Source organism: Streptomyces ficellus, assembly GCF_030406405.1.
Taxonomy (GTDB): domain Bacteria; phylum Actinomycetota; class Actinomycetes; order Streptomycetales; family Streptomycetaceae; genus Streptomyces; species Streptomyces ficellus_B.
Genome location: NZ_JAUEPL010000004.1, coordinates 218,375 through 241,577, shown reverse-complemented (window position 1 = coordinate 241,577; position 23,203 = coordinate 218,375). Strand labels below are relative to the sequence as shown.

At 69.2% G+C, this 23,203-nt stretch carries 24 protein-coding genes and 3 pseudogenes; 11 read left to right on the top strand and 16 right to left on the bottom strand.

The features are described 5' to 3' along the window. Positions 1-105: 105 nt before the first annotated feature. A pseudogene (locus QWM81_RS05060) lies at positions 106-625 on the top strand (DUF6233 domain-containing protein). Positions 626-873: 248 nt separating this feature from the next. On the opposite strand, the gene QWM81_RS05055 reads toward QWM81_RS05060, so the two are convergent. Beyond that, positions 874-1,506, bottom strand: coding sequence for a flavin reductase family protein (locus tag QWM81_RS05055; protein WP_290110271.1), 633 nt, complete (start codon positions 1,504-1,506; stop codon positions 874-876). A 66-nt stretch (positions 1,507-1,572) separates the two neighbouring features. Here QWM81_RS05055 and QWM81_RS05050 point away from each other — a divergent pair, with 66 nt between their 5' ends. Beyond that, on the top strand, positions 1,573-2,352 hold the full coding sequence (locus QWM81_RS05050; RefSeq protein ID WP_290110270.1) for an ArsR/SmtB family transcription factor: 780 nt from the start codon (positions 1,573-1,575) through the stop codon (positions 2,350-2,352). A 1,318-nt stretch (positions 2,353-3,670) separates the two neighbouring features. Here QWM81_RS05050 and QWM81_RS05045 read toward each other — a convergent pair. The 5 genes from QWM81_RS05045 to QWM81_RS05025 form a co-directional block, all read right to left on the bottom strand. After that, a complete protein-coding gene (locus QWM81_RS05045; protein ID WP_290110269.1) occupies positions 3,671-4,234 on the bottom strand; it encodes an isochorismatase family protein in 564 nt (187 codons plus the stop codon). A 92-nt stretch (positions 4,235-4,326) separates the two neighbouring features. Beyond that, complete coding sequence (locus QWM81_RS05040; protein ID WP_290110268.1) at positions 4,327-4,692, bottom strand: transposase; 366 nt, start codon at positions 4,690-4,692, stop codon at positions 4,327-4,329. A 121-nt stretch (positions 4,693-4,813) separates the two neighbouring features. Next, positions 4,814-4,969 carry a hypothetical protein gene (locus tag QWM81_RS05035; RefSeq protein WP_290110266.1) on the bottom strand — a complete coding sequence of 52 codons (156 nt, stop codon included), beginning with the start codon at positions 4,967-4,969 and terminating at the stop codon, positions 4,814-4,816. A 224-nt stretch (positions 4,970-5,193) separates the two neighbouring features. Beyond that, positions 5,194-5,445, bottom strand: coding sequence for a transposase (locus QWM81_RS05030; RefSeq protein WP_290110293.1), 252 nt, complete (start codon positions 5,443-5,445; stop codon positions 5,194-5,196). 411 nt (positions 5,446-5,856) lie between these two features. Next, entirely contained in the window at positions 5,857-6,378 is a 522-nt protein-coding gene (locus QWM81_RS05025; RefSeq protein WP_290110264.1) for a hypothetical protein, read from the bottom strand. A 269-nt stretch (positions 6,379-6,647) separates the two neighbouring features. On the opposite strand from QWM81_RS05025, the gene QWM81_RS05020 reads away from it, so the two are divergent. The 3 genes from QWM81_RS05020 to QWM81_RS05010 all read left to right on the top strand — a co-directional run bounded on the left by QWM81_RS05020 (position 6,648) and on the right by QWM81_RS05010 (position 7,779). After that, positions 6,648-6,800, top strand: a complete 153-nt coding sequence (locus QWM81_RS05020) for a hypothetical protein (RefSeq protein WP_290110262.1) — start codon at positions 6,648-6,650, stop codon at positions 6,798-6,800. 127 nt (positions 6,801-6,927) lie between these two features. Then, the gene (locus QWM81_RS05015; RefSeq protein ID WP_290110261.1) at positions 6,928-7,071 is read left to right on the top strand and encodes a hypothetical protein; all 144 of its coding nucleotides are present in this window, start codon (positions 6,928-6,930) and stop codon (positions 7,069-7,071) included. 234 nt (positions 7,072-7,305) lie between these two features. Continuing rightward, the gene (locus QWM81_RS05010; RefSeq protein WP_290110260.1) at positions 7,306-7,779 is read left to right on the top strand and encodes a hypothetical protein; all 474 of its coding nucleotides are present in this window, start codon (positions 7,306-7,308) and stop codon (positions 7,777-7,779) included. A 668-nt stretch (positions 7,780-8,447) separates the two neighbouring features. Here QWM81_RS05010 and QWM81_RS05005 read toward each other — a convergent pair. After that, complete coding sequence (locus QWM81_RS05005) at positions 8,448-9,068, bottom strand: TetR/AcrR family transcriptional regulator (protein WP_290110259.1); 621 nt, start codon at positions 9,066-9,068, stop codon at positions 8,448-8,450. A 311-nt stretch (positions 9,069-9,379) separates the two neighbouring features. Here QWM81_RS05005 and QWM81_RS05000 point away from each other — a divergent pair, with 311 nt between their 5' ends. The 3 genes from QWM81_RS05000 to QWM81_RS04990 all read left to right on the top strand — a co-directional run bounded on the left by QWM81_RS05000 (position 9,380) and on the right by QWM81_RS04990 (position 12,774). Continuing rightward, positions 9,380-9,973: an isochorismatase family protein gene (locus QWM81_RS05000; RefSeq protein ID WP_290110292.1), complete on the top strand. Its 594-nt coding sequence runs from the start codon at positions 9,380-9,382 to the stop codon at positions 9,971-9,973. A gap of 270 nt (positions 9,974-10,243) precedes the next feature. Next, the gene (locus tag QWM81_RS04995) at positions 10,244-11,398 is read left to right on the top strand and encodes a hypothetical protein (protein WP_290110258.1); all 1,155 of its coding nucleotides are present in this window, start codon (positions 10,244-10,246) and stop codon (positions 11,396-11,398) included. 152 nt (positions 11,399-11,550) lie between these two features. Beyond that, on the top strand, positions 11,551-12,774 hold the full coding sequence (locus QWM81_RS04990) for a CynX/NimT family MFS transporter (protein WP_290110257.1): 1,224 nt from the start codon (positions 11,551-11,553) through the stop codon (positions 12,772-12,774). Positions 12,775-12,886: 112 nt separating this feature from the next. Here the strand turns inward: QWM81_RS04990 and QWM81_RS04985 are convergent, their stop codons facing one another. The 9 genes and pseudogenes from QWM81_RS04985 to QWM81_RS29255 form a co-directional block, all read right to left on the bottom strand. Continuing rightward, a complete protein-coding gene (locus QWM81_RS04985) occupies positions 12,887-13,048 on the bottom strand; it encodes a hypothetical protein (RefSeq protein WP_290110256.1) in 162 nt (53 codons plus the stop codon). 547 nt (positions 13,049-13,595) lie between these two features. After that, positions 13,596-13,940, bottom strand: a complete 345-nt coding sequence (locus QWM81_RS04980; RefSeq protein ID WP_290110255.1) for a hypothetical protein — start codon at positions 13,938-13,940, stop codon at positions 13,596-13,598. 4 nt (positions 13,941-13,944) lie between these two features. Then, complete coding sequence (locus QWM81_RS04975) at positions 13,945-14,769, bottom strand: transposase family protein (RefSeq protein WP_290110254.1); 825 nt, start codon at positions 14,767-14,769, stop codon at positions 13,945-13,947. Positions 14,770-15,166: 397 nt separating this feature from the next. After that, entirely contained in the window at positions 15,167-15,664 is a 498-nt protein-coding gene (locus QWM81_RS04970; protein WP_290110253.1) for a hypothetical protein, read from the bottom strand. A gap of 249 nt (positions 15,665-15,913) precedes the next feature. Then, a complete protein-coding gene (locus QWM81_RS04965) occupies positions 15,914-16,261 on the bottom strand; it encodes a hypothetical protein (RefSeq protein ID WP_290110252.1) in 348 nt (115 codons plus the stop codon). Further along, a pseudogene (locus QWM81_RS04960) lies at positions 16,258-17,081 on the bottom strand (MobF family relaxase); the annotation flags it as partial. The pseudogene QWM81_RS04960 and the gene QWM81_RS04965, both read right to left, overlap by 4 nt. Before the next feature lie 537 nt (positions 17,082-17,618). Beyond that, on the bottom strand, positions 17,619-17,948 hold the full coding sequence (locus QWM81_RS04955) for a hypothetical protein (protein ID WP_290110251.1): 330 nt from the start codon (positions 17,946-17,948) through the stop codon (positions 17,619-17,621). A 38-nt stretch (positions 17,949-17,986) separates the two neighbouring features. Then, a complete protein-coding gene (locus QWM81_RS04950; protein ID WP_290110291.1) occupies positions 17,987-18,406 on the bottom strand; it encodes an amidase domain-containing protein in 420 nt (139 codons plus the stop codon). A gap of 677 nt (positions 18,407-19,083) precedes the next feature. Continuing rightward, positions 19,084-19,773, bottom strand: a pseudogene (locus QWM81_RS29255) (DNRLRE domain-containing protein); the annotation flags it as partial. Between the two features lie 1,848 nt (positions 19,774-21,621). Between QWM81_RS29255 and QWM81_RS29250 the strand changes: the two are divergent. The 3 genes from QWM81_RS29250 to QWM81_RS04935 are packed head-to-tail and all read left to right on the top strand — an operon-like array spanning position 21,622 to position 23,190. Then, positions 21,622-22,080, top strand: coding sequence for a hypothetical protein (locus tag QWM81_RS29250; protein ID WP_435372328.1), 459 nt, complete (start codon positions 21,622-21,624; stop codon positions 22,078-22,080). Beyond that, positions 22,052-22,813 carry an RHS repeat-associated core domain-containing protein gene (locus tag QWM81_RS29245; protein WP_435372327.1) on the top strand — a complete coding sequence of 254 codons (762 nt, stop codon included), beginning with the start codon at positions 22,052-22,054 and terminating at the stop codon, positions 22,811-22,813. The genes QWM81_RS29250 and QWM81_RS29245 overlap by 29 nt, the downstream gene beginning before the upstream one ends. After that, the gene (locus QWM81_RS04935) at positions 22,729-23,190 is read left to right on the top strand and encodes a hypothetical protein (protein WP_290110296.1); all 462 of its coding nucleotides are present in this window, start codon (positions 22,729-22,731) and stop codon (positions 23,188-23,190) included. Before QWM81_RS29245 ends, QWM81_RS04935 begins: the two co-directional genes overlap by 85 nt. Positions 23,191-23,203: the final 13 nt, after the last annotated feature.

Below are 23,203 nucleotides of genomic sequence, written 5' to 3'. Positions count from 1 at the left end.
CTTGCCCACAAGCCTGCCCGGTCACAGTCGGTTCTGCGGTGGAGGTCGGAGTCTGGCTGTCTACCGTGGAGCCGTGAGCACTGCCTCTGATGACGCGGCCAGCCGGTGCCGGTGCGCGTCGTGCTGCCCGCCGACCCGCTGCTCGGACACCCGGAGCAGGAGGTCATGGCGCGGCTGTGGAGGCAGCGGCAGACCGAGGCGGGTTGGCTGTACCTCGTGGGGCTGCCGTCGTACCGGGACCTGGAGGACGGCGGCGTGGAGGCGGCGGAGTATCGGGTGTGGGTCCGGGCTCCCGACCATGTGCGGCCGGTCGACGGCGTCGACTACGACCAGGACGCCACCGAGCACCTTCCGCCGGCGCCGAAGTCGGTGGTCCGTCAGGTGCTCGGGGAGCACCGGCCTACGGGGTGGGTGCCGGCGAAGGTGCGCAAGGGTCGGGGCCCGGCCCGGGGTGTGCTGCACGCGCCGGGACTGCGAGGAGGCGCCGCAGGGAGTGCCGCTTCTCGATGTGGAACACGCGCTGGACGTCGCGGCAAGCCCGGGGACGCGGCTGTGCACGCTGTGCGGCTGTGCCCAGGAGTTGACGCCGCTGCTACGTGGCTTCGACGACATCGGTGACTCCTGACGCCCGGTTCGGGCCCTCCCCTCACCCGTAAGGATCATGGCTCCGGTTTCTCTGACGCCTGCCTGGCTTTATCAAGCAGTTGTGACGTCACTTGTCGATGGGTCTGGGAAGCATCCCGTTCCACGTACGACTGGTGTTGATGAGTGCAAGGAGGCACCAGGTCTCTTGCCAGGACAGCATTGGAATGCTCTTGGTGAAAGGTGCTGGTCATCCGCTTGCGGGCCATCGGTTCGAGTCGTACCCGCCCGTCATCGCTCGGTGGGTATCTCCGAGGTGAAGCAGTGGCCGAGTTCGGGGGCGAGGCCCTGGTAGTGACGGAAGTTGAAGATGAGCGGGCTCCAGACGGTGGGGTTGATGTGCTGAGTGCCGGGCACGACGATGCGCCGGTCGGCGTGGACGCGTGCGACCGCGCACTCCACGATCAGGAAGTGGCCCTCCGCGTCCGGTGAGCTGCGCCGGACCTGGGCCTCGAGCTGGAGCGGGCACTCGGCGACGCGCGGAGCCCGTACCGTCTCGGACGGTACGGGCGTGAGGCCGGCCGCGGCGAACTTGTCGGGCTCGTAGCGGTAGCCCCGTGCCCGCTTGGCGGCGGGCACGGGGCATGCTCCGGTGAGCGGGGCGAGCCGCTCCACCGCGCCCCAGAGGCCGGGCGACGGAAGGTTGATCACGAGTTCCGGCCGGGTGGCCAGGTTGGCTGCGGTCTGGCTGTCGGCGCCGAGGCCGAGCACCACGGTCTGCCCGAGCGCCCAGGCAGAGGAGACCGGGGTCAGGTTGGCCGAGCCGTCCTCGTTCTCGGTGGTCAGCAGGGCAACGGGGGTACCGAAATAGAGGATGCTCGGGGTTATCGCGATGTGCGAGGGCGCGTGTGTCGCTGTCGTCATGGACTGCAACCCTAGGGTCCGGACCCTTCGTCGGCGGCCGAACTGTCGCCGGGCGAGACTGTAGGGGTGACCAGCTTCCACGGAACCTATGCAGACGGCCCCGACCTCGCCGGGTTCGCGGGGCTACTGGCGGACCGTACTCGCGCCGCGTTCTGTCTGGCGTTGCTTGACGGCCGTGCCTGGACCGCGTCGGAGCTAGCACGCACCGCGGGCGTCGCACAGTCCACCGCCAGCGCGCACCTCGATCGGCTGGTGCGGGGCGGCATCCTTGCCGAGGAGCGGCAGGGGCGGAATCGGCTGCTGCGGCTGGCGACCGCGGACACCGCCGAAATGATCGAGAACCTGGCCGCCCGGGCCCCGTCGCGGCCGGTCCCGGTGCGCTCGCTGACTGATTCCAACCGCCGCCGCGCCCTGGCGCACGCCCGTATCTGTTACGACCATCTCGCGGGCGCGCTGGCCGTGGCGATCACCGACGCGATGACCGAGCGCGGGCTGCTGGCCGGGGATTACGGGCCGGCCCTCACCGCGGCGGGCCGGGACTGGCTGCGCAAGCTCGGTATCGCCGACGACCGCCCGGACGCCTCCTGGCGACCCCATGTCCGTACGTGCCTGGACTGGACGGAACAGCGCCCGCACCTGGCCGGCGCAGTGGGCGCGGCGCTCTTCCGACACGCGCTGGACTCATCCTGGCTGGTGCACCGGAGCACGACCCGGATGGTCACCGTGACCGATGCGGGTCATACCGCGCTGCGCACACGGCTCGGCCTCACCGACGATGTGCTCGCCTGTTCAGCGGCGCAGGCCGGGGCGTCGACGGACAGCGGGGCTGCCCCCGGGCAGCTGTAGAGCGGGCAGGTCGACACGTTCGGTGCCCGAGACAGTTTTCCCACGGCACTGCCGTTATTTCTCCTCGATATTCACGGGCCGGTTGATCGCCAACTCCCCCCCCCTCCCCCCCCCAAAGAAACCCACCGACAACGCTGTTCCCAGAGATGCACGAAGCCGCCTGCGTCCCGGTGCTCGTACGGTCCGCTCGGCCGCGGCCGCTCGTGCCCGCCTGGAGGGGAGCAGATCATGACCGGCGTCGCCGCCGAGCCCGGAGATGCCGAGCCGACGTACATGGGCGTACGCGCTCGCCCTTCCACTCCCAGCGGGCGAGGTCGGGCATGATCACCAGGTCCACGCGAAGGTGTCGAAGCCGCCCGTCGTACGGCGGGTGAGGTGCTCGAAGTTCACGTACCAGTGCCGCAGCCAGCCCCGCGCCCCACGGCTGGCGGCAATACCGATCTTGCCGCTCTTGCGTTAGACGGTCGGCGTTGCCCTGGACGTTGGGGCGACGCGTTCGTATCCAGGCCCGCGTTTCGGCGGGCGGCGGCAGAAGAGGTAGAGATGACCAAGGTGCGGGGACTCGCTGGCGGCCTGGCGAAGGGGCATGCGTCGGGGGTGCGGAGGATGTCGAAGTGGTGCGTCGGGGCATTGATGGCGGGCTCTGCGCTGGTGAGCCAGCCGTCGATGGCCGTCGAACCGGGTGCGGTGCTGGAGGACGCCCCAGCGGTGAGTCACATCGCCCCCGGGATGTGACTCACCGCCACGGTCGGGCTGCGCAATGCCGGCACGGTCGACGCGACGAACGACGGGCGCATGTACATGGAGCTTCGGGCCCCGCACTACAGCAGGTTCACTGACACCACGCTCACCCCGGTCGACGGCGCGCCCGGCGGCTGGTCCTGCCGCGGAGACGACGCGGGCGGCCCCGACGGGAGCACGATCCTGAAGTGCACCTCCGACAACAAGGGCATCGTCGCCCTCTGTGGGAGAGACCGTGCAGTGGCAGGTGAACATGAAGGTCGCCGACGATGCGCCTGCCGACACGATGCTGCCCAACGCAGGAGAGGGTGGTTACGGTGCCACCTTCTACTACACGAGGGCTGGAAAGGGCTCGTGGTCGACGATGTCTCTCCAGGTCGCTACGTAACAGGGCGCGTAACGCCGGTCCATCAGCACCTGCAAGCCCCCTCGCCACTGTCCCTGGACTGCCCAGCCAGGCATGGGTTTGTTCACGAGTCCCGGTTCTGGTCCAACTTCTGTGGTAGGTGCACGCCGAGTGACCACTGAGGAAGCTGCCCGGAGAGAGCGTGCGGAACAGACTCTGATCCGGAACGGGTCAGCTCGCGTCCGCCGTGAACGTCACCTCTGCTGTGGCGACGGTCTTTGCGCGGCGTCCGGGTGCGCCTTGCCACTGCCAGTAGAGGTTGGTGTGCGCGATCACCTGGTGTGGGGCTGGCGCGCCGTACTCGCTGAGGTCCTGCGTCGTATGCGCGTCGCTGACCAGCGTCACGTCGTACCCGCGGACGAAGGCCCCGTGAAGAGTCGCGCGGATGCACCCGTCGCTCTGGGCACCCGTCACGACGAGCTGGCCCACCCCACGCTCGGCGAGCAGCGCCTCCAACGCAGTGCCCTCAAACGAGTCACCGTAGGTCTTGTGGACAAGAGGCTCCGCATCTCGGCGAACCAACTCCGACACGTACTGCCAGGGCTTGCTGTCCCGCTCGAGACCGTCGTCGGAATGCTGCACCCAGACCACGGGCACGTCCTCAGCGCGCGCCTTGCCCACCAGTATGTTGATGTTCGCGATCACGCCATCACGATCATGGGCGCCTTCCACCACCCCGTTCTGGACGTCGATGACGAGCAGCGCGGTATGCGGCCGATCGGGAAGGGTCGTCAAGGGGAACTCCTGTTATCGTCACGGGTCCTGTGTCGCCCGCAGAGTAGGCCGGGCCACTGACAGTGGCACGGCCGCACGAGCTGCAGGCCAGCTCACGCCAGCAGGACTCGTTGCCGGAGAAGTCGGAAGCCGGCACGACCGAACATTTGGCGCTTGAGCATCTTGATCCGGTTGATATGGCCTTCGGCGACACCCGAGTTCCAGGGCAGGGTCAGGCCGGCGATGACGGCGTCCCGGTCACGGTCGATTCCGGCGGCAAGGGTGTGGAGGCTGGGCAGGTCATCTTGTCGGACGGCAGCGAGCCATTCCGGCAGACGTTCGCCTTGGCGCTCGACCAGCATCGACGCGAAGGACCGGACGTGCCGGGTGAGTGCGTCCGGTTCGGGGCAGTGCGTCTGGACAACCTTGAGCTGGAGCTGCTCGGACTCGGTGAGGGTTTCCGGGCGGCGGGGATCCATCCGGCGACGGCCCGGGGCGAGGGCGGACGGGCGGTCACCGGCCGGGTGAGGTGCGCTTGTCGTGCACGTAGGCGCGCACGCGCTGGTAACTGCCCTTGTAGCCGAGCGGCACGATCTCCTCCTACAGCTTCCACGCGTTGGTGCAGCCCTCACTCCACCGGTCGTCCAGGTAGGGCTTGATGTCGTCCAGGACGGAGGACCGGTTCTGCCACTGACCGGTGAACAGCTCCTCCGGTGTCTCTGCGTCGGCCAACTGCTTGACGGTTCGATAGGTCATACCGAGCTGCCGCTGGACCGAGCGCCGACTGTGTGCTGCCTCCAGTAAGGTGTGATCGGCGGCGTGCCGGGCCCGGGTCCGGTCTGCGAACCAGTGTCCTCGCGGCCACGGCGTAGCGGACGGGTCCGCGGCCGGGACGGCCTCGGGTTCGGGCTGAGCTGCCGCGGGCGCCAGGACGCGCAGGCAGCGGCGGTGCTGGGCAACGCTCCGCTCGGTGGCTTCAGTCAGGTTGTGCCAGAGATGCCACCGGTCCGCGACCTGCACCGCCTGTGGTGCTCCGGTCGCGGCGCCCTCGGCGAAGACGGCGCGCGGTCTCGGCAGACGACTTCGACACCTGGCCGCTGAGCGAGCCAAGCGGCCAGGCTCGACACCTCCCTGTATGGGAGCAGATCGATAGGACGGCGAGTTTCGACGTCCACCAGGACGGTGCCGTAGTGGCGGCCCTTGCGGGTGGCGTACTCATCGACGCCAACCACACGCGGTGCTGGCACCTCCGGCTCGGGTAGCGCGTCGACCAGGCGTAAGACCGTGCTCCGGCTGACGGACACACCGGGGACGGAGGCGAGGCGAGCACCGGCCCGGCCTGCCAGGGCGAGACCGACCGTGGCCAGGGTCGAGCGCAGCCGCTCGGTGCGCTGGCCATACCTGCGGGCCAAGCCGGCTATCTGCTCCACGAAGGTCGGGCGCGGACACGCGGTGTTGCGGCAAGCAAACCGGCGAACTCGCAACTGGAGCACGACCTCTTCCACGGCCCGAACTGTCAGCCCAACCGCCTCGGACACGGCTCATTCTCGGGCGACTTCGGGTGCCGCCCGGAGATGCTCAGCCGTCACCGAGAGTGGCCGCTTCACACAAGTTGAGCCAGAACCCGATCTCGTGAACATTCCTCACACGCCAGAGGCTCCCTGCTTGCGCAGCGCCGAGATCCGTATGCCTTTCGGCTCCAGCAGCTTCTTCGTCTCGCGGTGACCTCGGGCGGTGAGCACCCATACCTGCCGCTGGTCGTCCTGGACCGACTCGATCCTCACCAGCTGGTGGTCCTCCAGATCCAGGAGGTTGTCCCGAGTGAGCTTGTCGTGCCGGTTGTCCGGGCGGGTCAGCTTCCACAGCTGATCGGGCGTCGCCCTCTGGAAGATGCCCAGTGCTTGCAGCAGTTCCCTCCGCCTGGGCTCGGTCGAGTTCTTCCTATGAGCAGGACGCCTTTGGACATGAGGGTTGGCGGACCTGCGCCGGCCCCCTGACCGACGGGGCTGACCTGCGACAACGCCCGGCCCCTGATGACGGGGCGCGGAGGGGGTGGTGGAGGGGTCTGCGGAGGGGGCCTGCGGGGCCTGGTCGACATCCTCGGAGGGCCAGTGGTCTCGGGCGGTGCGGTGCTCGTGAGCGAGGTCGGGCATGAGGTCGGGCACGGTGTCCTCGTTCCTCCGGCCGTACTCACTCGGCCGGGTCGGCGGTCGTCCGGCCCGCACGCTGATGTGCGCGAGGGCCGGGGCCACCGTGAGGAAGCCCCCCGTGACCGCCGTCTGACCCGAACCTCCCAGCGGTGCCCGGTATGTCCCATGACAGGCTCTTGCCCACACGGTTGGTCCGTGAATGGCATCACGGGCCGCCCGGCGAAGCTCTGATCACCAAGCCGGGCGCAGCAGGTGCCCGGCCAGCGAACAGGCAGGGAGCCGTCATGGAGACGACCTCGCCGAAGACCCAGCTCGCCCCGGAGCAGATCCGGCGGGCCGCCGACTACGTGGAGCTGGTCTGGCGGGGTCAGGGCAGCGAGGAAGACAAGGCCGCGCTCAAGGAGTTCCACGCCGACGGGCCGGAGCTGCGCGGCTGATCGGTGAGTTCGGCGCGCTGCTGCTGGCCGACTACATCACCGCCGTGCCCGACGAGCACGCCGACTACGAGTCCGCGTACGCTCTGCGGCAGCTGGTGACGGTGACGGGCCGGTACCTCAAGCGGTGGTGCCTCGCGGGCCGCGGGGACAGACCGCCTGGACCGCGGCCGCGTTCCTGATCGAGTGCATGCAGGAGGTCGACCAGGTGTCCCAGTTCCTCGCCGACATCCGCGGTGACACCCGCGCCCGGTACGGGGCGGCTGCTGCCTGAGCCGAGACGGAATCCGGGATAGCGCCCGGGGACGGAGATTTCTCCTCCCCCGGGCACTGTCCCGTTCGGGCGGGATGTCGAAGGTAGCGGAGCTGGACAAGGGGCAACGCGAGCGTCGGCGAGGCACACCCGCCCACCGTGAGTGCGCGGACTCTGTCCACAGGCCCTCACTCCGAGACTCACGTCTGAGGCCGCCCACGATCAGCGGGGCGGCCCGTACGTGAGGAGCCGTCCATGTTCCAGAACCCCACCGTGCGCCTGACCCCGATGAAGCCGGACGCGGTGCCCAGCGCCTTCAGCTACCTCCGGGCCGTGGAGGCCGGCGAGACCGAAGCAGCCGCCGGGTTCGCCAGCGCCGATCCAGGAATCCACTGGCAGCTCGTGGACGTCGCCAAGCGAATCATCGTCCCCGTCACCGCCCTATGCGGCACCGACCCGGACCCGTGCGACGACTCCCTCGCCCTGCCGGCCGTCGGGCGGGTCCTTGTGACCACTTTGGGCCACTGGGCGTCGCAGGCCAGGTCGAACGCGGCGGGAGGAATCGCCTACGTGGTCATCGCCTTCGTCAGGGAGGTCCTTGCCCAGGAAGAGTGCGGTGAAACCGTCGCCGGTGTCCTGCGCCAGCTGGAGGCAGTCGGCGTGGGCCAGGCCCTCGATGCTCACCCCGCACCGGCCGGTGCGCACCCGGTGCGCCTGACTATCGCGTAGCGCGCCGAGGATGGCGGTGGTGCGTACCGCGCGCACCGGGTGCGCACCACCGCAGGACCAGATCCACCGCACCGTGCGCACCACCGCACCGCACCAGGTGCGCGCGGCGGCAGGCCCTGTATCACACACCCCCTTGACCACGGCCTGATTGGCGGCCGCACGTGCTGTGGCAAGGAGAAACGTGCCGGGTGGCACACCTGGTCAAGGGGTGCCGACACGCGCCAGGCCGACCTGGTCAAGGGGTCGGTCGCCGGTGCGCGCACCGGTGCGGTGCGGAACATCGGGTGCGGTGCACCAAGTGCGCGCGAGTGCTGGCCATCGCCGGGTGGTGCGCACCGGGTGCGGTGCCGGACGTCGCGGTGCCCACCAGAGCGGAGTCCACTCGGTGGAGTCCACTGAGTGGAGTGGGCTCCACTCGGTGGGCTCCACCCGGTGGAGTCCACTGAGTGGAGCCCACTGAGATCGTTTCATCTTGAATTCGCAGGTCGTGCCGCTGGTGTGGGTGGAGATTGACGTGCTCGTGCTGCTCTCGGACGTGATCGTTGGCAGGTGATCGTCTGCCACGGGCCGGTTCGCGGTGTTTCGGGGTGGTCCGCCCGAGGCGTTGCGACGACCACAGAACGGAAGCCACGGGGTGCGGGCCCTTCCGTCGTTTCCCGGGTTGTCGACTACTCGCCCTGCCCGGTGAGCGTGCCAAGAAGCTGCTGGGCGAGCAGGGTTGCTGTGCCCAGGCGGGGGTCTTCTTCCTCGCCGGTGGCTTTGCCGATGACGGTGTCGCGCAGGGTGGCCGATACGGATGGGTCGGCGTAGGGGTCGGGGAAGGACAGAGCCATGAGGCAGACGCCGACGTTGGCGGACAGGATGGCGTGCCCTGCGGTCTCCATCGGCAGGCGGAGTCGCCCCGCGTTCAGGCAGCGCCCCAGCGCCGCGTGCAGCAGTTCGCGGGCCTCGCTGATGCCGTGCGGCTTGCTGCTCCCGGCCGGTGTGAACATCAGCCGGTAGAGGTGAGGGTTGGCCAGGGCGAAGGTGGTGTGGCTGTCCCAGGCGGTTTTCAGGTCGGCCACCGGATCGTCGGTCGTGGGGTTGGCGCGTTTGCTGGCCAGGAACTTCTGGAAGCCGAGGTCGGCTACGGCGGTGAGCAGTCCCTGCTTGTCGCCGAACTGCCGGTAGATCTCCGGCATGCCGACCTGGGCTTCAGCGCAGATGTCGCGAGTGGAGATGGCGAGCGCGTCTTTGTCGGCGAGGAGGGTGGTGGTGGCGTCGAGGATGCGCTCTCGTGCGGTAGGCATGCTCTCGATGGTAGTCGCGCTTACGCCTTCCGCCTCGGGTGTGTTAGCGATTCTCTCACTTCCATGGATCGATGCTTACATACCGTGTTAGCATCGATAACGTCGGGTGTTCCGGAAGGTTCGGCGCGCCCGCCCACCTGTACCCGAGGGAAGCAGACCATCCGATGCGTGCCCCGATACTCCGCGCCACCGCCGCAGCAGTCGCCCTGTCCGGTGTGGCGCTGCTGTCCGCCTGCTCGTCCGGGACCGACGCGGCCGGCGCCAAGCCGACCACCGGGCAGACTGCACCCGTGAAGAAGGAGAACACCGCCGTGGAACGTACGACGCTGCGCCAGCTGAACAAGCTGAATGACTCCGCCCCGTCGCTGAAGGACTCGACCGTCGTGATGGTGGACTACCAGAACACCTACACCCGCGGCGTGATGGAGCTGGACGGCTGGGAGCCCGCGCTGGACGAGGGCGCGAAGCTGCTGGCCGCCGCCCGCAAGGCCGGTGCCCCGGTGATCCACATCCAGAACGACGCCGGTGAGGGCAGCCCGTACGACACGAAGGCCGAGATCGGGAAGATTCACGACAAGGTCGCGCCGGCCGAGGGCGAGCCGGTGATCACTAAGACGAAGGCGCCGAACGCGTTCCTCGGCACCGGCCTGGCCGAGGAGCTGGAGAAGGCCGGGAACAAGAACGTGGTGATCGCCGGGTTCATGACCAACATGTGCGTGCAGTTCACCACGGCGGAGGCGTTCCTCCAGGGCTACCAGCCGACCGTGGTCGCGAACGCTTCCGCCACCCGGGGCGTGACCACCGCCACCGGCAAGGTGTCCGCCGAGCAGATGCACCAGGGCGCGCTGGCCACCATCACCGACCTGTACGGCGTGGTGGTGCCCACGGTAGCCGACCTGGCGTAACCGGCACGCCGGAAGCCCTCATTCGCCCCGGTGGGGGTGCGGTCCGTGGACGGACGGACCGCACCCCCACCGGGGTTTCTTTATGTCCGGATTTGGAATAGGTCGTTCCTGTTCCGGGGGTTGTGTACGAATCGCACGAAGATCCGGTACTGGGTGGGGTATGTACCTCGTGCGATCAGCGGCTTACCCCGCCAACTCACCTGCTCATAGCGTCAGTTGCCTGCGGGGGGCAGGGCCCTGCCTCCTGCCCTCTCACAGGAAGATCCGAACGTGGCAACACGACGCACAGTCCTCACGGCCGCCGCAGCAACAGCCGCCGCCACCACGCTCATAGGCAACAGCACCGCCACCGCCACCGCCGCCGACATCGACGCAACCGCCGACGCTATGACCCAGGACGAGGCACGCGCCGCGATCCTCGCCGTCAACGCCGGTATGCGCACCAGATACAAGGCGCTCAAGGACGCTCTGCAGAACAAGCTTGCCCCGGTCATCGTCGTCACCAACGGCCCCGAGGGCGGCACGTACTACCTCGTGGCGAACGGCAAGGTGGTCGAGCAGACCACCCCCATCGACCTCATCTTCCAGCTGGCCAAGTCCATCGCCCACACTCCGCTCGGCACGTTCTCCGTCATCGGCTCGTACCTGAACAAGAGGGTCCCGGACTGGCACCTCAAGGCCGGCGACATGGACCCCCACGACCTGGAACAGGTCGCGTTCAACGGCCCCGAAGGCACCGCCTGGGTCGAGCCGCTGCGCCAGTGGAAGAACGAGCTGGTCAAGGGCCGTAAGGCGCTCCAGTGGGCGGGGCTGCCCGCCAAGCTGGAGACGTCCAGCCGGAACATCCTCAACAGCATGATCGCCTTCTGTGAGAAGGCGATCACCGCCCAGTCCTTCACCATGAAGGACTTCGAGGACGCGACCGGCGCCGTCTACGGCGACATCCGCACGAACATGTACTACGCGGCGAAGGTCCAGATCGCAGCCGTCAACCAGCTGATGACCCGCTGGAAGACCAAGCTCGGCGCGGCCCTCTGGCACGACGTGTACGTGCTCGTGTTCTCGATGTGGACGACCAGCGTCGACAACCAGAACACGATCATTATCCGCGAGCACATCGACACCGACCGGCGCGCCACCCACCTCATCGACATCATCTCCGACCAGCTTCCGGTCATCGACCCCGTGAACGTCGCCCTGGAGAACCTGGCGCGCATCGTGCAGGACAACATCGCCGCGGAGATGGTGTTCTCCACGGACCAGCAGGTGGCCTCCAGCCTCAAGGGCAAGCAGGACCTGCTGTCCGAGGAGATCCTGTCGCAGCTTGGCACCACCAGCACCACCGGCAGCGCCACCACGGCCGCCTTCGGCACCACCGGCACGGGGGGCGGCGGCTGCCCGCTCGGCCACACCGCCCAGGCGTAACCCTGCCGGGCACCTGACAGACCGGCCGCCCCGCCCCACCGGGGCGGCCCCCACACCCGCACGGCCCCCACCCGCGCGCAGCGGAACCGGGGGCCGTGCCCGCTTTCCAGCACCAGCCACACACCACGGGGGAACCACCAATGCAAGCCTTGATGCTGCTCACGCCTGCCCGGATCTGGTTCGGCGCCGGGCTCATTCTGCTCGCGGTCAATCTGCGCGCCGCCATCACCAGCACCGCACCCTTGCTCGGCCAGCTCGCCGCCGCCTACCAGTTGTCGCCCACCGGCATCAGCGTGCTCACCACCCTGCCCATCCTGTGCCTCGGGGCGTTTGCCGCTGCTGCCCCGGCTCTGGCTGCCCGCACCAGCACCGACACCACCGTCACCCTCGCCCTGGCCGTCCTCACGGCCGGCATTCTGCTGCGCACCATCCCGCACCCCACCGCCCTCTACACCGGCACGGTCGTCGCCGGGGCCGGTATCGCCATCGGCAACGTGCTGCTCCCCGCGGTCATCAAGCAGCGCTTCCCCAACAGGGTCGGCCCGCTCACCGGCCTGGCGATGATGCTGATGGCCGCGAGCGGTGCGGCAGCCGCAGCGCTGGCCGTGCCCCTGCACCAGGCCACCGGGTGGCGCATAGCCCTGGCTGTATGGGCGCTGCCCTCCCTGGCTGCCGTACTGCTGTGGGGTCCGCTGGCGGCCCGCAACCGCACCCGCCGCCTCACCAGCCCGACCGCCACACCGCAGCCAGCCACCCGGCCGCTGACGTCCTCGCCCCTGGCGTGGGCGGTCTCCGTGTTCCTCGGACTGGTGTCGCTGGTGTTCTACGCACTCACCGCGTGGCTGCCCGAAGTCATGCAAGCCCGCGGGCATTCCCCCGCCGAAGCCGGAGCCATGCTGTCGGGCATGCTGCTCATCGGCATCCCCCTCGGCCTGGCCGTCCCCATCGCCGCGACCCGCATGCCCCACCAGCGTCCGCTCGTCACCGCGGTGGCCGCCACCAAGACCATCGCTTTGGCCGGTATCTGCTTCGGGCCCCCGCTCGACTGGCTTTGGGTGCTCCTCCTCGGCGCGGCCACCGGCAGCGCGTTCCCCCTCGCGATGACCCTGCTGTCGCTACGCGCACCCGACCCGGCCACAGCGGCCCGCCTGTCCGGCATGGCCCAAGCCTTCGGCTATCTCCTCGCTGGATGCGGCCCGTTCCTGTTCGGGCTGCTGCACAGCAGCACCGGCATGTGGGCCGTGCCCCTGCTTGCCATCTGCGCCCTGGTGGTACCCGAAACCCTGGCGGGCATGGCCGCCGCCCGCCCCCTCCACATCCGCCTACGGCCACCACCCCGACACGCCACACGGGCTCGCCGCGCCGCCCGCCGATAGCCGTCAAGCGAAGTGTTCCAGCAGCGAGTTCGCCGCCTTGCCGGTGGCGAACTCGAAGCCCACGCACACCGCCCCGGCGGCAGCTTCGGCCATCTTCCGTACGCGCCACCCCTCATCCCAGGCGTGGTAGCTGTACGAACAGTGGGGCGGCGGAGACGGCGATGGCCTGGTGCGGCTCTGTGCCAGCGTGGAGCGCCCACTGCTCCGCCGCCTGGTACACATCCAGCGGGGCCGGGCTGCCGCCTTCGAGCCGGTTGCCCGCTATGCCGCTCATGTGCGCCGCCCACGCCGCAGCAACGCCCATAGTGGTGGCGTGCCGGTGGGACCGGCCGATAGCGGCGAGTACGGTGTGCGCCAGGGCGTGATGATGCTGGTCTCGGGGACGGGGGCTGCTGTCCAGGGCCTGGGTGAGGAAGTCGGCGACGGCACGGCGGGTGAGCCGCGGGCCGAAGGTGTGACCGCAGGCGGGATGGCGGAACCTGGTGGGCCGCCGTCTCCGCCGCACCGGCAAGCAGCGCGTGCAGCTCGCTGTGCGTACGGCTGCCGGATAGGCCGGGCCGGCACAGGGGCCACGGGCGCGCGGCCAGCTTCCGGGCCTCTCCTGCGGCGTACGCGCGCACCTCAGCGCATGCGGTCTCGTCCACGCCGCCACCTCCGTCCACGCCCGGCCACCGCCTGGCCCTTGCTTCTGCGCTCAGGGCACGACCGGCGAGCAGGGCAGGCCGGGCTCGTCCCCGCATCCGCCGCACGCAAAAAGAGAGCGAACTTCTCCGCCTGCGCGGCTCCGTTGCGGGCATGAGCTGACCCCAGCAAGCCGGTGCTCAGCCGCTGACCTGCGCGGCCTCCCGAGCGAACAACGCCTTCTCCTCCACGTCGATGAACTCGCGCCACTTCACAGCACCCAGCTCAGGGTCCTGCTGCTGGGCGTACAGGCTGCCCAGGCGCAGCGCGTACCCGGCGATCAGCGCGAGCGCCGTCTCCCGGTCCCCGGCGTCCTCGATGCCGAGGTTGTCGATCCTGGAGAAGAACACGCTCCCCGACTGAATCATGAGGTCAACGGTGTCGTCGCCGCGCGAGTGTTCGGCCCACAGGCGCGCCGCCTCCAGGCACGCCCCCTCCATCTGCTCCTCCGCCACCCGGTGACCCACACCACTCCTCGAACCCATCGTCCTACCTCTTTCCTGATCGCTGTTTCAAAGAGACCGAGCCCGCATCCGAGGCCGCGGCTCGAACGCCAACCCGTACAGGCCCTCCGTGCTCACGGCCCCTTCGCGTTCCCCGGTGTTCGCCGGGCGCAGCCGCAGGTACTTCGGCCAGCGTGCGGCCAGCATCTGAGCCGTCTTGCTTCATCTCCGGTGTCCGGTACGACACCACCCCGCCCCGGTTGCCCCAGTGAGATCGTTCCATCTTGAACTCGCAAGTCGCGGTACTGGTGTGAGCCCCGGCTGCTGTCCTCGTGCTGGCAGGCGGAGTGATCGCCGTCGGGTGACCGTCTGTCACCGCTGGATTTCGCAGTTCGCCAGGACGAGCAGGGCTCGCAGCAACTTGGTGGCGTGATGGGCGTTCAGGCGGACCTTGGTCAGGATGCGCCCGGTCTTCAGGTTCGCGAAGCCGTGCTCGACGGCGCGTTCCGCGGCTGACCAGCCGGTTCGCCTCCTTCTCGGCGTCGGTGAGACGGTCGGAGCGGGTCGCCTTGCGGCCGGTGATGATGACCGGAGCATCGTCGGGGTCGTCGTCGGGGCCGACGAAGCCGAGGTCGGCCAGGGCGCCGAGGCCGGCCTCGCGCAGATGCCTCGTGATGTGGTCGTGGCGGGCGGCGGTGATCTCGCTGGCCCGGCCAGGGCGGGTGGAGGAGATGCAGATCAGGTTCCCTTTCTCGTCGGTCAGCGCGAGGAAGAGCAGGCCATGGGCCTTGTGTTTCCCGCTGTAGTTCTTGCGGTTGGCCGCTTTGGTGCGGCGGCGGGTGCGCACGAGGGTGCCGTCCAGCAGGACCACCGCACCGTCCGACGGGCGATCTTCTTCAGGGCGCGGTCCTGACGCGGGGCCCGGGCGGCGAGCAGGTCGAGGGCTTCCAGGACCCAGCGGCGGACGGTGGCGGCCGAGACGGCGTTGCCGCCGGCCATGTCGGCCAGGCGCTGGTCGTGGCGCAGGACGGCCAGCACGACGATCGCCTGCCGTGCCCGGAGCGGCCTTGCGCCAGCGCGTGCCCAGCTGCTTGCGGCGCCGGCGTATCAGTCCGCCGACGAGATCGATGGTCCGCTTCGACACAGGAAGCCGGACCTGGTGGACAACACCGGGAGAGCCCTCGGCGGGCGGCTGTTTCACGAACGCCAACTCCCGCTGGGGACCCACGTGTTACGGCTGGAACCGACCACTCTGCCGCAGTCGGCGATCAACGCGGCAGGTACCGTCCCGAGCCCGTACGGGTCAGCCAGCCCCGGTCGGACAGCTTGCGCAACTGGCCGCGGACCGGCTCGACCTTTGCCGGGGTGTTCTCCCGACCCAGCGCGAGCGCGACGTCCTTGGCCATCACCGGCCCCGACGCCTTCGGGACGATCTCTATGATCCGCCGGTACTCCGGCGTGAGCACCTCCACCCCCATACCTTCCTCGCGGTCCGGGATCAGCCGCATCCCACCCGCCCCGGGCGTCACCACCGGCTCCGGCTCCGGCTCCGGCTCCGGCTCCGGCTCCGGCTCCGGCTCCGGCTCCACGATGCCCGGCGCCCGCCGTCCCCCGTCCGTCGCCTCGGCCCACTGCCCGAACACCACCTCGGCCGCCTCCAGCCGGCTCAGCTCGGCGTCGATCTCCGCCAGTTCCTTGCGCAGCAGCTCGGCCCGCTCAGCCAGTCGCATCCGCCGCTCGATCGTCCACGTCAGCACGTCCACCATGCGCCTCCCTCCCGTTGCGGAATCTACGAGACACCTCGGGCGGACCACCCCGGAACCCGCGAACCGGCCCGTGGCAGACGATCACCTGCTAACGATCACGTCCGAGAGCAGCACGAGCACGTCAATCTCCACCCACACCAGCGGCCCGACCTGCGAATTCAAGGTGAAACGATCTCAGTGCGCTCCACTCGGTGGGCTCCATCGGGTGCCACTCGGTGGGTTCCACTCTTTGGACGGTGTCCGGCATCGTCACCACAGCCAGGCGTTGGAGTGCCGCAGTCGGGACAGGGCTCGGGCGTCGCGGCGTGCGGCCGCGTTGCCGATCCGGTTCTGCCGGGGGCGGGGCCGGCGCGACTGCGAGGCGGCGAGGCGGCGCTTCCCGGCTTTCTGGAGTCGCTTCCGCTGCTTGCGCAGCTCCTGCTTCTTCGCGGCCTTGGACTTCGGCTTCCGGGGGCGCTTCCAGATCGGCTGCCTTCCCAGGGGCTCGTCGGGCTCGTGCTCCTGGTCCTCGGTGAGCGCGGCGGCCATCTTCGCGCGGGCCGCGTGGGCGCGGGCGAGGGCTTCGTCGGGGTTAGGGCGTTCTTCCGGGGTGCTCATGCGACTCCTCCTGTGGTCCGGCCCGGTGTGTGCTGGGTGCCGGGCTGCTGAGTGTGCGGCGGCTGCGGGGCCGTCGCCGGGGCGGGCTGTGGCGGGGGCCGTGGGCGACGGCGCGCTCCCGCTTGCCGTCCTGGAGCTTGGCGGCCAGCCGGGCGGCGGCTTCGAAGGTCCGGCGGGTCTGCTCCACCGTGTCGACGCCGGTCTCCGGCTTCACGAGGCGGCCGTCCTTCGGGCCGGTGCGGAACGGCCGTGGGCGCGACCTCAAGGCGGCGGGCACGGCGACGGCGCGCGGCCGGGTGCGAGAGCCCAGTCGCTCCGCACGGCGCACCGCCTGTACCCGGACCCTCAGCGCCCCGCCGTACGAGCGGGCCCGCTCGTACGGCGGGGCGGTCCGCTTGCGGGTCAGCGGGCGCAGCACGGCCTGGTCCTCGGTGTCGCGCGGGTACAGGGCACGCAGGTCGGCGGTCATCCGCCGGCTCGCCGGGCGGGTGTAGTCGTCGACGATCGTCTGCACGATCTCTTCATCCAGGCCCGGCTGGTGGGGCCGGCCACGCAGGACGTAGGAGAGGTAGCGGCGGGCTTCGGCGAGCAGATGGTGGCGCTTGAACGCGCCGCGCATCACGTACACCACGGCGACGACGTCGACGGCGGCCAGCGCTATGTCCACGACCGGCCGCACCCGCGCCCACACCGCCGCGGCCGCTGCCCGCGCCCGCTCGGCGAGCCGGTAGATGGTGCAGGCGCCGAACGTCCGGATCGCTGAGGTGCGCCATCGCTCGGTCAGCGACAGCAGCTCCGTGCGCTTGGGCGGGCGCGTCTGAGCGGTCGGCAGCCTCCGAGCTGCGAAGCCGGGGCTTGGTCCACCCCGAGCATCTGCTTAAACAGTAGGAAAGGTGCTCCAGGTCGAAGCGGCGGAGGAAGGACTGCCAGCAACGGTCGATGTCGGCTGTGATGACGGCAGTGCCCGACCAGCAGGACGTCCTGACCCCGAACCCACGACTATGGCCTTCGTGCTGGTTCCTCTGCCTTTGTGACGGAGCACAGGATCAGTCGAAGGCCGCCCTCGCGTCCGCTGAACTGCGAGAACGCAGATCAATTCGAGTCGCGTTCGACATCGGACCTTAAACGCCAAGCTGAATGGAACTGATCAAGTAGTGCTCACGGCTCTGACGCGCGTGTGCCCCGGCCGGAGGAACCGACCGGGGCACGGGAACGCATGTCAGAGTCCGGCGTCAGCCTTCGCCCCCGCCGTATGTCCGATGGAGTCCTTGGTCATGACGTCGCTAATCGTCACGGAGGAGGAGAGCGAACTCGTCATCGTACGGCTCGTCCTCGTTCTTCGGTACCAATAGCAATGTCAGGGCAGACCGTTCACCGACGAAGCGGAGATCGACGGATGTTCCCTTTCGGGTTGCGCGAAGTCGGCCGTGACCGGGCGCTGGGCGGCGTCGCCCCAGCGGGCCACCCAGCGCTTGGCGGCGCCCCTCGTATCGCCGTCCTTGGCCGCGAACTCGGCCAGCCCATCGACGTCTCGAGCCTTGAGGCGGGCCAATACGTGCTCAGTGATGGAGAGGCTGCCAGGAGTGGGGCGTCCGGTGACGGACAGCTCGATGTTAGCCGTACCGTCTTTCCACCGACGCTCTGCCTTGTCCGTCGAGAGCGCGTCACATCCGCTGAGCAGCAGCATGAGCGCGCCGGCCAGGCCCACTGACCACTGTGCCCGCCTCAACCGCGCTTCCCCGGCCGGATGATGCTGATGGCGCTGAGATGCTTGTTGTCGAACCACCGGTTCAACATCGTTTGCGGCCTGCTGCCGTGCTGGCTGATATTGATGTTGCCTCCCTTGGCAGCAGTGACGATCCCCGCATGGTTCCACGCCTTGGAAGAGGTGTAGTAGGCGAAGATCACATCGCCTGGCTGGGCATCGTAGCGGGATATCTCTCGGCCACCCCGGTAGTTCTTCAGATGCTGGCGCAAGTTGGCGGCGCCGGCCCAGGTGCAGCTGTCGAGCCGCCACGAACCGATGTTGTTGCGGAACCAGCGGGATGGATTCTTACGGCCGCCCTTGCGCTGCTGCATCTTGCCGCCCCAGTGGAGCGCCTTGGACGCGAAGGTGGCGCAGTCGTACTTGTAGTCCTTCCCGATCCTGTCGGCGTTGCGCTTGGCCCATGTCGCGGTGCCGCTTGCGTCGGGCGCGGCGGCGACACTACGGCGAGCTGCATTGTCGTAGTGTCGGGGGCGGGCTCGTCGGGCAGCATGCCGTCGGCGTCCAGCTTGGTCGGCAGGTCCTCTTCCCCCTGCGCGACCTCCTCGACGCTCTGCTCCGCCAGCGGCGCCACGGAGGCATCGCGCACGGCATCGTTCGTCGTGGGCAGGGTGACCTCGGCCGCAGCGTCGTCGGCTTCCATGCGCAGGACGCCGTCGGCGAAGACGAAGCGACCGGGCAGGTCGCTCTCCTCCGGCTCCTGTGTGCCGTCGGTGTGGGTGAGCACACTACGCTCCGAGACCGTGCCGCGCACGATCACGGTGTTGTCGGCGCCTGGACCGGTCAGCACGTCGTCGAAAACTGTGGTGATCTCGGTAAAGCGTCGCTCGTGACGGGCATACGCTTCGCGGCGGTCGTTCAGGTGGGGCAGCTGCTGTTCCAGCAGCGCGCGGAACATCGCGCCGTGCGGGCTGCTTGCGGCGGCCTGCTCGACGGTGGTGTACGTGCCCTTGAGGACTCCGGCACGAGCGGCGAGGTAGTCGCGCACCGCTGGGGCGTAACGTTCCTGCTCAGCGACGGCGACCGGCTTGGCCGTGACCGACACGGCTGCTTGGGATGTTCCGTGTGTGGAGGCGGCCGTGACCGTCACGGTGTGGTTTGCGCCGTTTGTGAGGCTGTCGAAGACGACTCGGGTGTCCTGGGTGGTGGTACGGGCAGCCTCAGTGCCGTCACGGTGGACGATCACCGTGTAGGTGAGTGCGTCGGTGGCTGCACCGGGGTCGGTCGGCGGATTCCAGGTGGCCAGCAGACCGCGGGCGGCCGGTACGGCCTTGACGTTCTCAGGGGCGCCGGGGGCGCCAGAGGGGACGTAGGACACCTTGAGCACGGGACGCAGTTCTGGGTCCTGAGCCCGCGAGGAGTGGTACACCACACCGGGCGCCGCCGTCTTCTCGTCCCCGAATTGGAGGCTCAAGCCGTGGTTGTCAGTCTGGTAGAGCCAGTCCGCGACGAGTGATCCCAGGTTCAGGTCACCGAGCGCTGCGAGCAGTTCGTCCTCGGCGAGCAATGGCTCCTCGTTGGCTGCGGCGGCGAGATCCTGTCCGCTGAGGGCAGGGTCCCATGCCGTAGCGAGGTCACGCACCGTAGCGGCTGGTTCGGTACAGGTGGGCTCGTCCCCGCCCCCGCAATCGGCCCGGTGAAGGGTGAGCCGAGCGTCGGTGATCCGGGCGCCGGCCGGTACTGCGGACAGGTCTGCCTTTAACCAGGTGCGCCAGGCGATGCCGCCCGGTGTGCCTACCCGCAGCATGCCGTCCTGGACAGCCGCGCACGGGCTGGTGCCGCAGTCGGTGGCGCCGACCGGGGCGGTGGCATCGCGCAGGGCGTCGCCGGAAATGTCGACGGTGCGTACCTGCGGGACCGGCTGGGCGGCCGGGGCCTTGGCGGTGAAGGTGCGCTTGGGTGTCCACGCCGAGCAGGCCGTGTCGCTACAGGCGCGCATGGCCCACTGATAAGTGCGCCCGGGTACGAGAGTGCTTTCGGGAATCAAGGTAGCGACGCGCCGGCCGCTTTCACAGGACGGCGGCAACTGCACGCCCGGCAGGGGCGCGCCCGTGGCGTCGTATAGGGCGAACTCACCGTGCAGGTATGCGCGGTCTCCCGACGTCAGCACACCGGACAGCATCGGTGCGGGAGTGTCCTGGGCGCCCTCCTGGAGAGCGCTAGGCATGTCCGGCACCGGCAGAACCGCCGGCTTGGGGCCCCTGCCGAACTGGTAGGCGGTGACACCGGAGAGCAGACCGGCAGAATCCACGGTACGGGCGTGCAGGACATGCCAGCCCTTGGCAGGGTTGACCCTGACGGTCTGCGGCTTGCCGCCGGTGCCGGCCGGGTCATTCACCTGCTGGCGAGTGTTGGGGTCGTCGAGCCCCCACAGGAAGCCGCGGCCGTCGGAGGTGGTGGTGGTGAAGGTGCAGTCGATTTCACCACTCGTGTCGGTCCATGCGTCCTGCGGGTGGCCGACGCACGCGATCTGCGGGGCGGCAGGCTTGCCGGTGTTCACGCGGAAGGGGACACAGCCGCTCCACGGGCCGTACGCGGACCCGTCATAGGCACGTGCACGAACCCGGTAGCCGAACGCGCCAAGCTTCCTGTCCTCGGGAAGCGTCAGCATGGCGATGCTACCGGACGTGACGGCACCGCTGGTGCCCGCCCAGCTATAGGTACCCGCGTCGTTGAACGCCGGGTCGGGGGTGACCTCGAACTGGGCACGCACGGTGCCACTGTCGGCGTCCGTCACACTCGCCGAGAAGGTCGGCGTCACCGAGGTGGCGTACGTGCGCTTGTTGAAGGCGTTGTACGAGGACGGGGAGAGCGCCACGGACGTGGGGATTCCCGGCGGATTGTTGTAGGTGACCGACAGGACTGGGACGTTGGTGGCCGCGTTGCGTGAGTTGGGTCCACAGGTTCCGCAGGCGCCATCACCGGCGGCGGTACCAACCCCGCCGCGCTGGCCACCACACCACCTACGAGTTGACGTGTGGGGCAACACGGCGGTCATCACCAACACCGCCAACGGCGTCACCCGTACCACCACCACCGCCTACGACGGTGCGGGCCGCGCCACCACCGTCACCGTCACCGGCGGCCTGGGCCAGGCCGTCCCCGCGACGACCACGGCATACGACCCGACACCGGCCGGGTCGCGACCGTCAGCTAGGCCTCCTCCGGGACCATCACCAAGGCGTACGACAAGCTCGGCCGCCTGACCTCCTACACCGACGCCGACGGCGGCGTCACCAGCACCGAGTACGACACTCTGGACCGCCCGGTCAAGGTCGCCGACAGCGTGCCCTAGACCCAGACCTTCACATACGACCACAGCACCGAACCCCGTGGTCTGGCCACCGCGATCACCGACTCCGCCGCCGGAACCTTCAGCGGCACCTACAACGCGGCCGGGACGGCGACGGCACCCTCGTGCACGACAACGCCGTCACCCAGTCCGTCCACGACCAGAACACGAGCAGTGCCGGCTGGTCCGACCAGAGGTTCGGCTACGACGCCGCCGGCAATCTGACCAGCGTGCAGGACACCGCGGACACCGTGTGTACCCGGCGGACGTACGCGTGCGACGGCCGGACCAACCGCACCGGACTTGACCACGGCCAACGGCGGACCGGGCGAGGACTACTCGGTCTCCGGCGGGACCACCGTCACCACCGCCTGCCGCTCGGCCGACCAGTCCGTGGCCGCGGGCTACGTCTACGACGCCTTCGGCCGGACCACCTCCCAGCCGGGCGGCGTCACCACCCGCTACTTCGCGAAAGACATCGCGCGGCAGCAGACTACGGCCACCCAGCGGCAGACCTGGAAACTCGACGCCGCGCTGCGCATCCGCACCTGGACAGCCGAGAACAGGACCGGCACCACTTGGACACAGGTCGGCAGCAAGACCAACCACTACAAGCGCGATGCGGACAGCCCGCGGTGGATCGTCGAGGACAACGCCACCGCAGCGGTCACCCGCAACGTGTCCCCCCCTCTCCGGCGGTCTGTCCGCCACGACGGGCGCGACCGGCGACACGGTGCTCCATTTCACCACCATCCACGGTGACGTGGCGCTCCAACTGCCCCTGGACGCCTCCGTCGCCCCGACTGCGCTCGACACCGACGAGTACGGCAACGCCCGCGCGGGCCAGCAGGTGCCCCGCTATGGCTGGCTGGGCGCCAAGCAGCGGACCGCGGAGACCGTGACCGGCCAGACGCTCATGGGCATCCGGCTGTACGCCCCGGCGACCGGCCGCTTCCTCTCGGTCGACCCGGTCTTCGGCGGCGGTGACAACCGCAACCGCTACCCCGGCGACCCGGTCAACAAGAACGACCTCGACGGCCGCAAGTGGAAGTGCAACACCAAGTGCCAATTGGCCGGGCACGGTTCGCACTGCACCGGGTACATCTGGGGCGCGGGCTCGGGCCACAGCCAGGAAGGAGGCCGCCCGGGACGCCAAGCGCGACACCGTGCACCAGGCTCCCCGCGGCTGCTACGCCCGCCACTGCAAGGCGTACGACTGCACGAAGAACCGCGTCCGCCAGTGGTGAGACAGCAACAACAGCCCGCGCAACATCCACCGCCGCAAGCCGCCAACTGGATGCGCAGCGCCAACCACAACTCGTGGGGCATTCTGTTCCACAGCGAGGTGTGGCGGGCACCTACGGCAGCTGGTGTGGCTGCGGCCCCTGATCTGCCTGGAGGACGTCCGACATGCCCGACACCACCCCTGACACCGACCCCGGTGCCGGCACGGATGCCGACGGTGGGTCCGAGGAGCCGAGGCTCTGGCAGGTGAAGATCGCCATGATCGCCACCTCCGCCGAGCACGAGGAGCTGATGGACCGCCTTGCGGACGTGCTCTGCCCGGACCCCGATCACGACGGTCCCTGCCCCGTTCCGTGGGGGATGCACAGCATCAATGGGGACTCCCTGACCGACGAGGAGCGCTCCGCACTCTTCACGGAGATCGAGGAGACCAACTGGAACCTTAAAGAAGGCCCGAGGACGGCGAAGGCCGAGAGCAGTAGCGAGACCGGAGGCTCCGGGCAGTCGGACTGCCCGCGGCCTCCGCACGTCTCGCGCCCGCCATCGATGCCAGCACCGGCATTTCCTCTGCGCTTCGGTTTCGCAGCCTCTGTAGGAACTGCTGGACCTGCCACTCGCCACACGTGACACGTGCATCAGC

Excerpts from the sequence above, each read along its gene's own strand:
- QWM81_RS04985 (WP_290110256.1), bottom strand. The coding sequence starts at position 13,048 with ATGAGCGGCATAGCGGGCAACCGGCTCGAAGGCGGCAGCCCGGCCCCG.
- QWM81_RS04990 (WP_290110257.1), top strand. The coding sequence starts at position 11,551 with ATGCTGCTCACGCCTGCCCGGATCTGGTTCGGCGCCGGGCTCATTCTG.
- QWM81_RS04935 (WP_290110296.1), top strand. The coding sequence starts at position 22,729 with ATGCCCGACACCACCCCTGACACCGACCCCGGTGCCGGCACGGATGCC.
- QWM81_RS04965 (WP_290110252.1), bottom strand. The coding sequence starts at position 16,261 with ATGAGCACCCCGGAAGAACGCCCTAACCCCGACGAAGCCCTCGCCCGC.
- QWM81_RS05035 (WP_290110266.1), bottom strand. The coding sequence starts at position 4,969 with ATGACCTATCGAACCGTCAAGCAGTTGGCCGACGCAGAGACACCGGAG.
- QWM81_RS04955 (WP_290110251.1), bottom strand. The coding sequence starts at position 17,948 with ATGCTGCTGCTCAGCGGATGTGACGCGCTCTCGACGGACAAGGCAGAG.
- QWM81_RS05005 (WP_290110259.1), bottom strand. The coding sequence starts at position 9,068 with ATGCCTACCGCACGAGAGCGCATCCTCGACGCCACCACCACCCTCCTC.
- QWM81_RS04980 (WP_290110255.1), bottom strand. The coding sequence starts at position 13,940 with ATGGGTTCGAGGAGTGGTGTGGGTCACCGGGTGGCGGAGGAGCAGATG.
- QWM81_RS05020 (WP_290110262.1), top strand. The coding sequence starts at position 6,648 with ATGGAGACGACCTCGCCGAAGACCCAGCTCGCCCCGGAGCAGATCCGG.
- QWM81_RS05010 (WP_290110260.1), top strand. The coding sequence starts at position 7,306 with ATGTTCCAGAACCCCACCGTGCGCCTGACCCCGATGAAGCCGGACGCG.
- QWM81_RS05055 (WP_290110271.1), bottom strand. The coding sequence starts at position 1,506 with ATGACGACAGCGACACACGCGCCCTCGCACATCGCGATAACCCCGAGC.
- QWM81_RS04970 (WP_290110253.1), bottom strand. The coding sequence starts at position 15,664 with ATGGTGGACGTGCTGACGTGGACGATCGAGCGGCGGATGCGACTGGCT.
- QWM81_RS05040 (WP_290110268.1), bottom strand. The coding sequence starts at position 4,692 with ATGGATCCCCGCCGCCCGGAAACCCTCACCGAGTCCGAGCAGCTCCAG.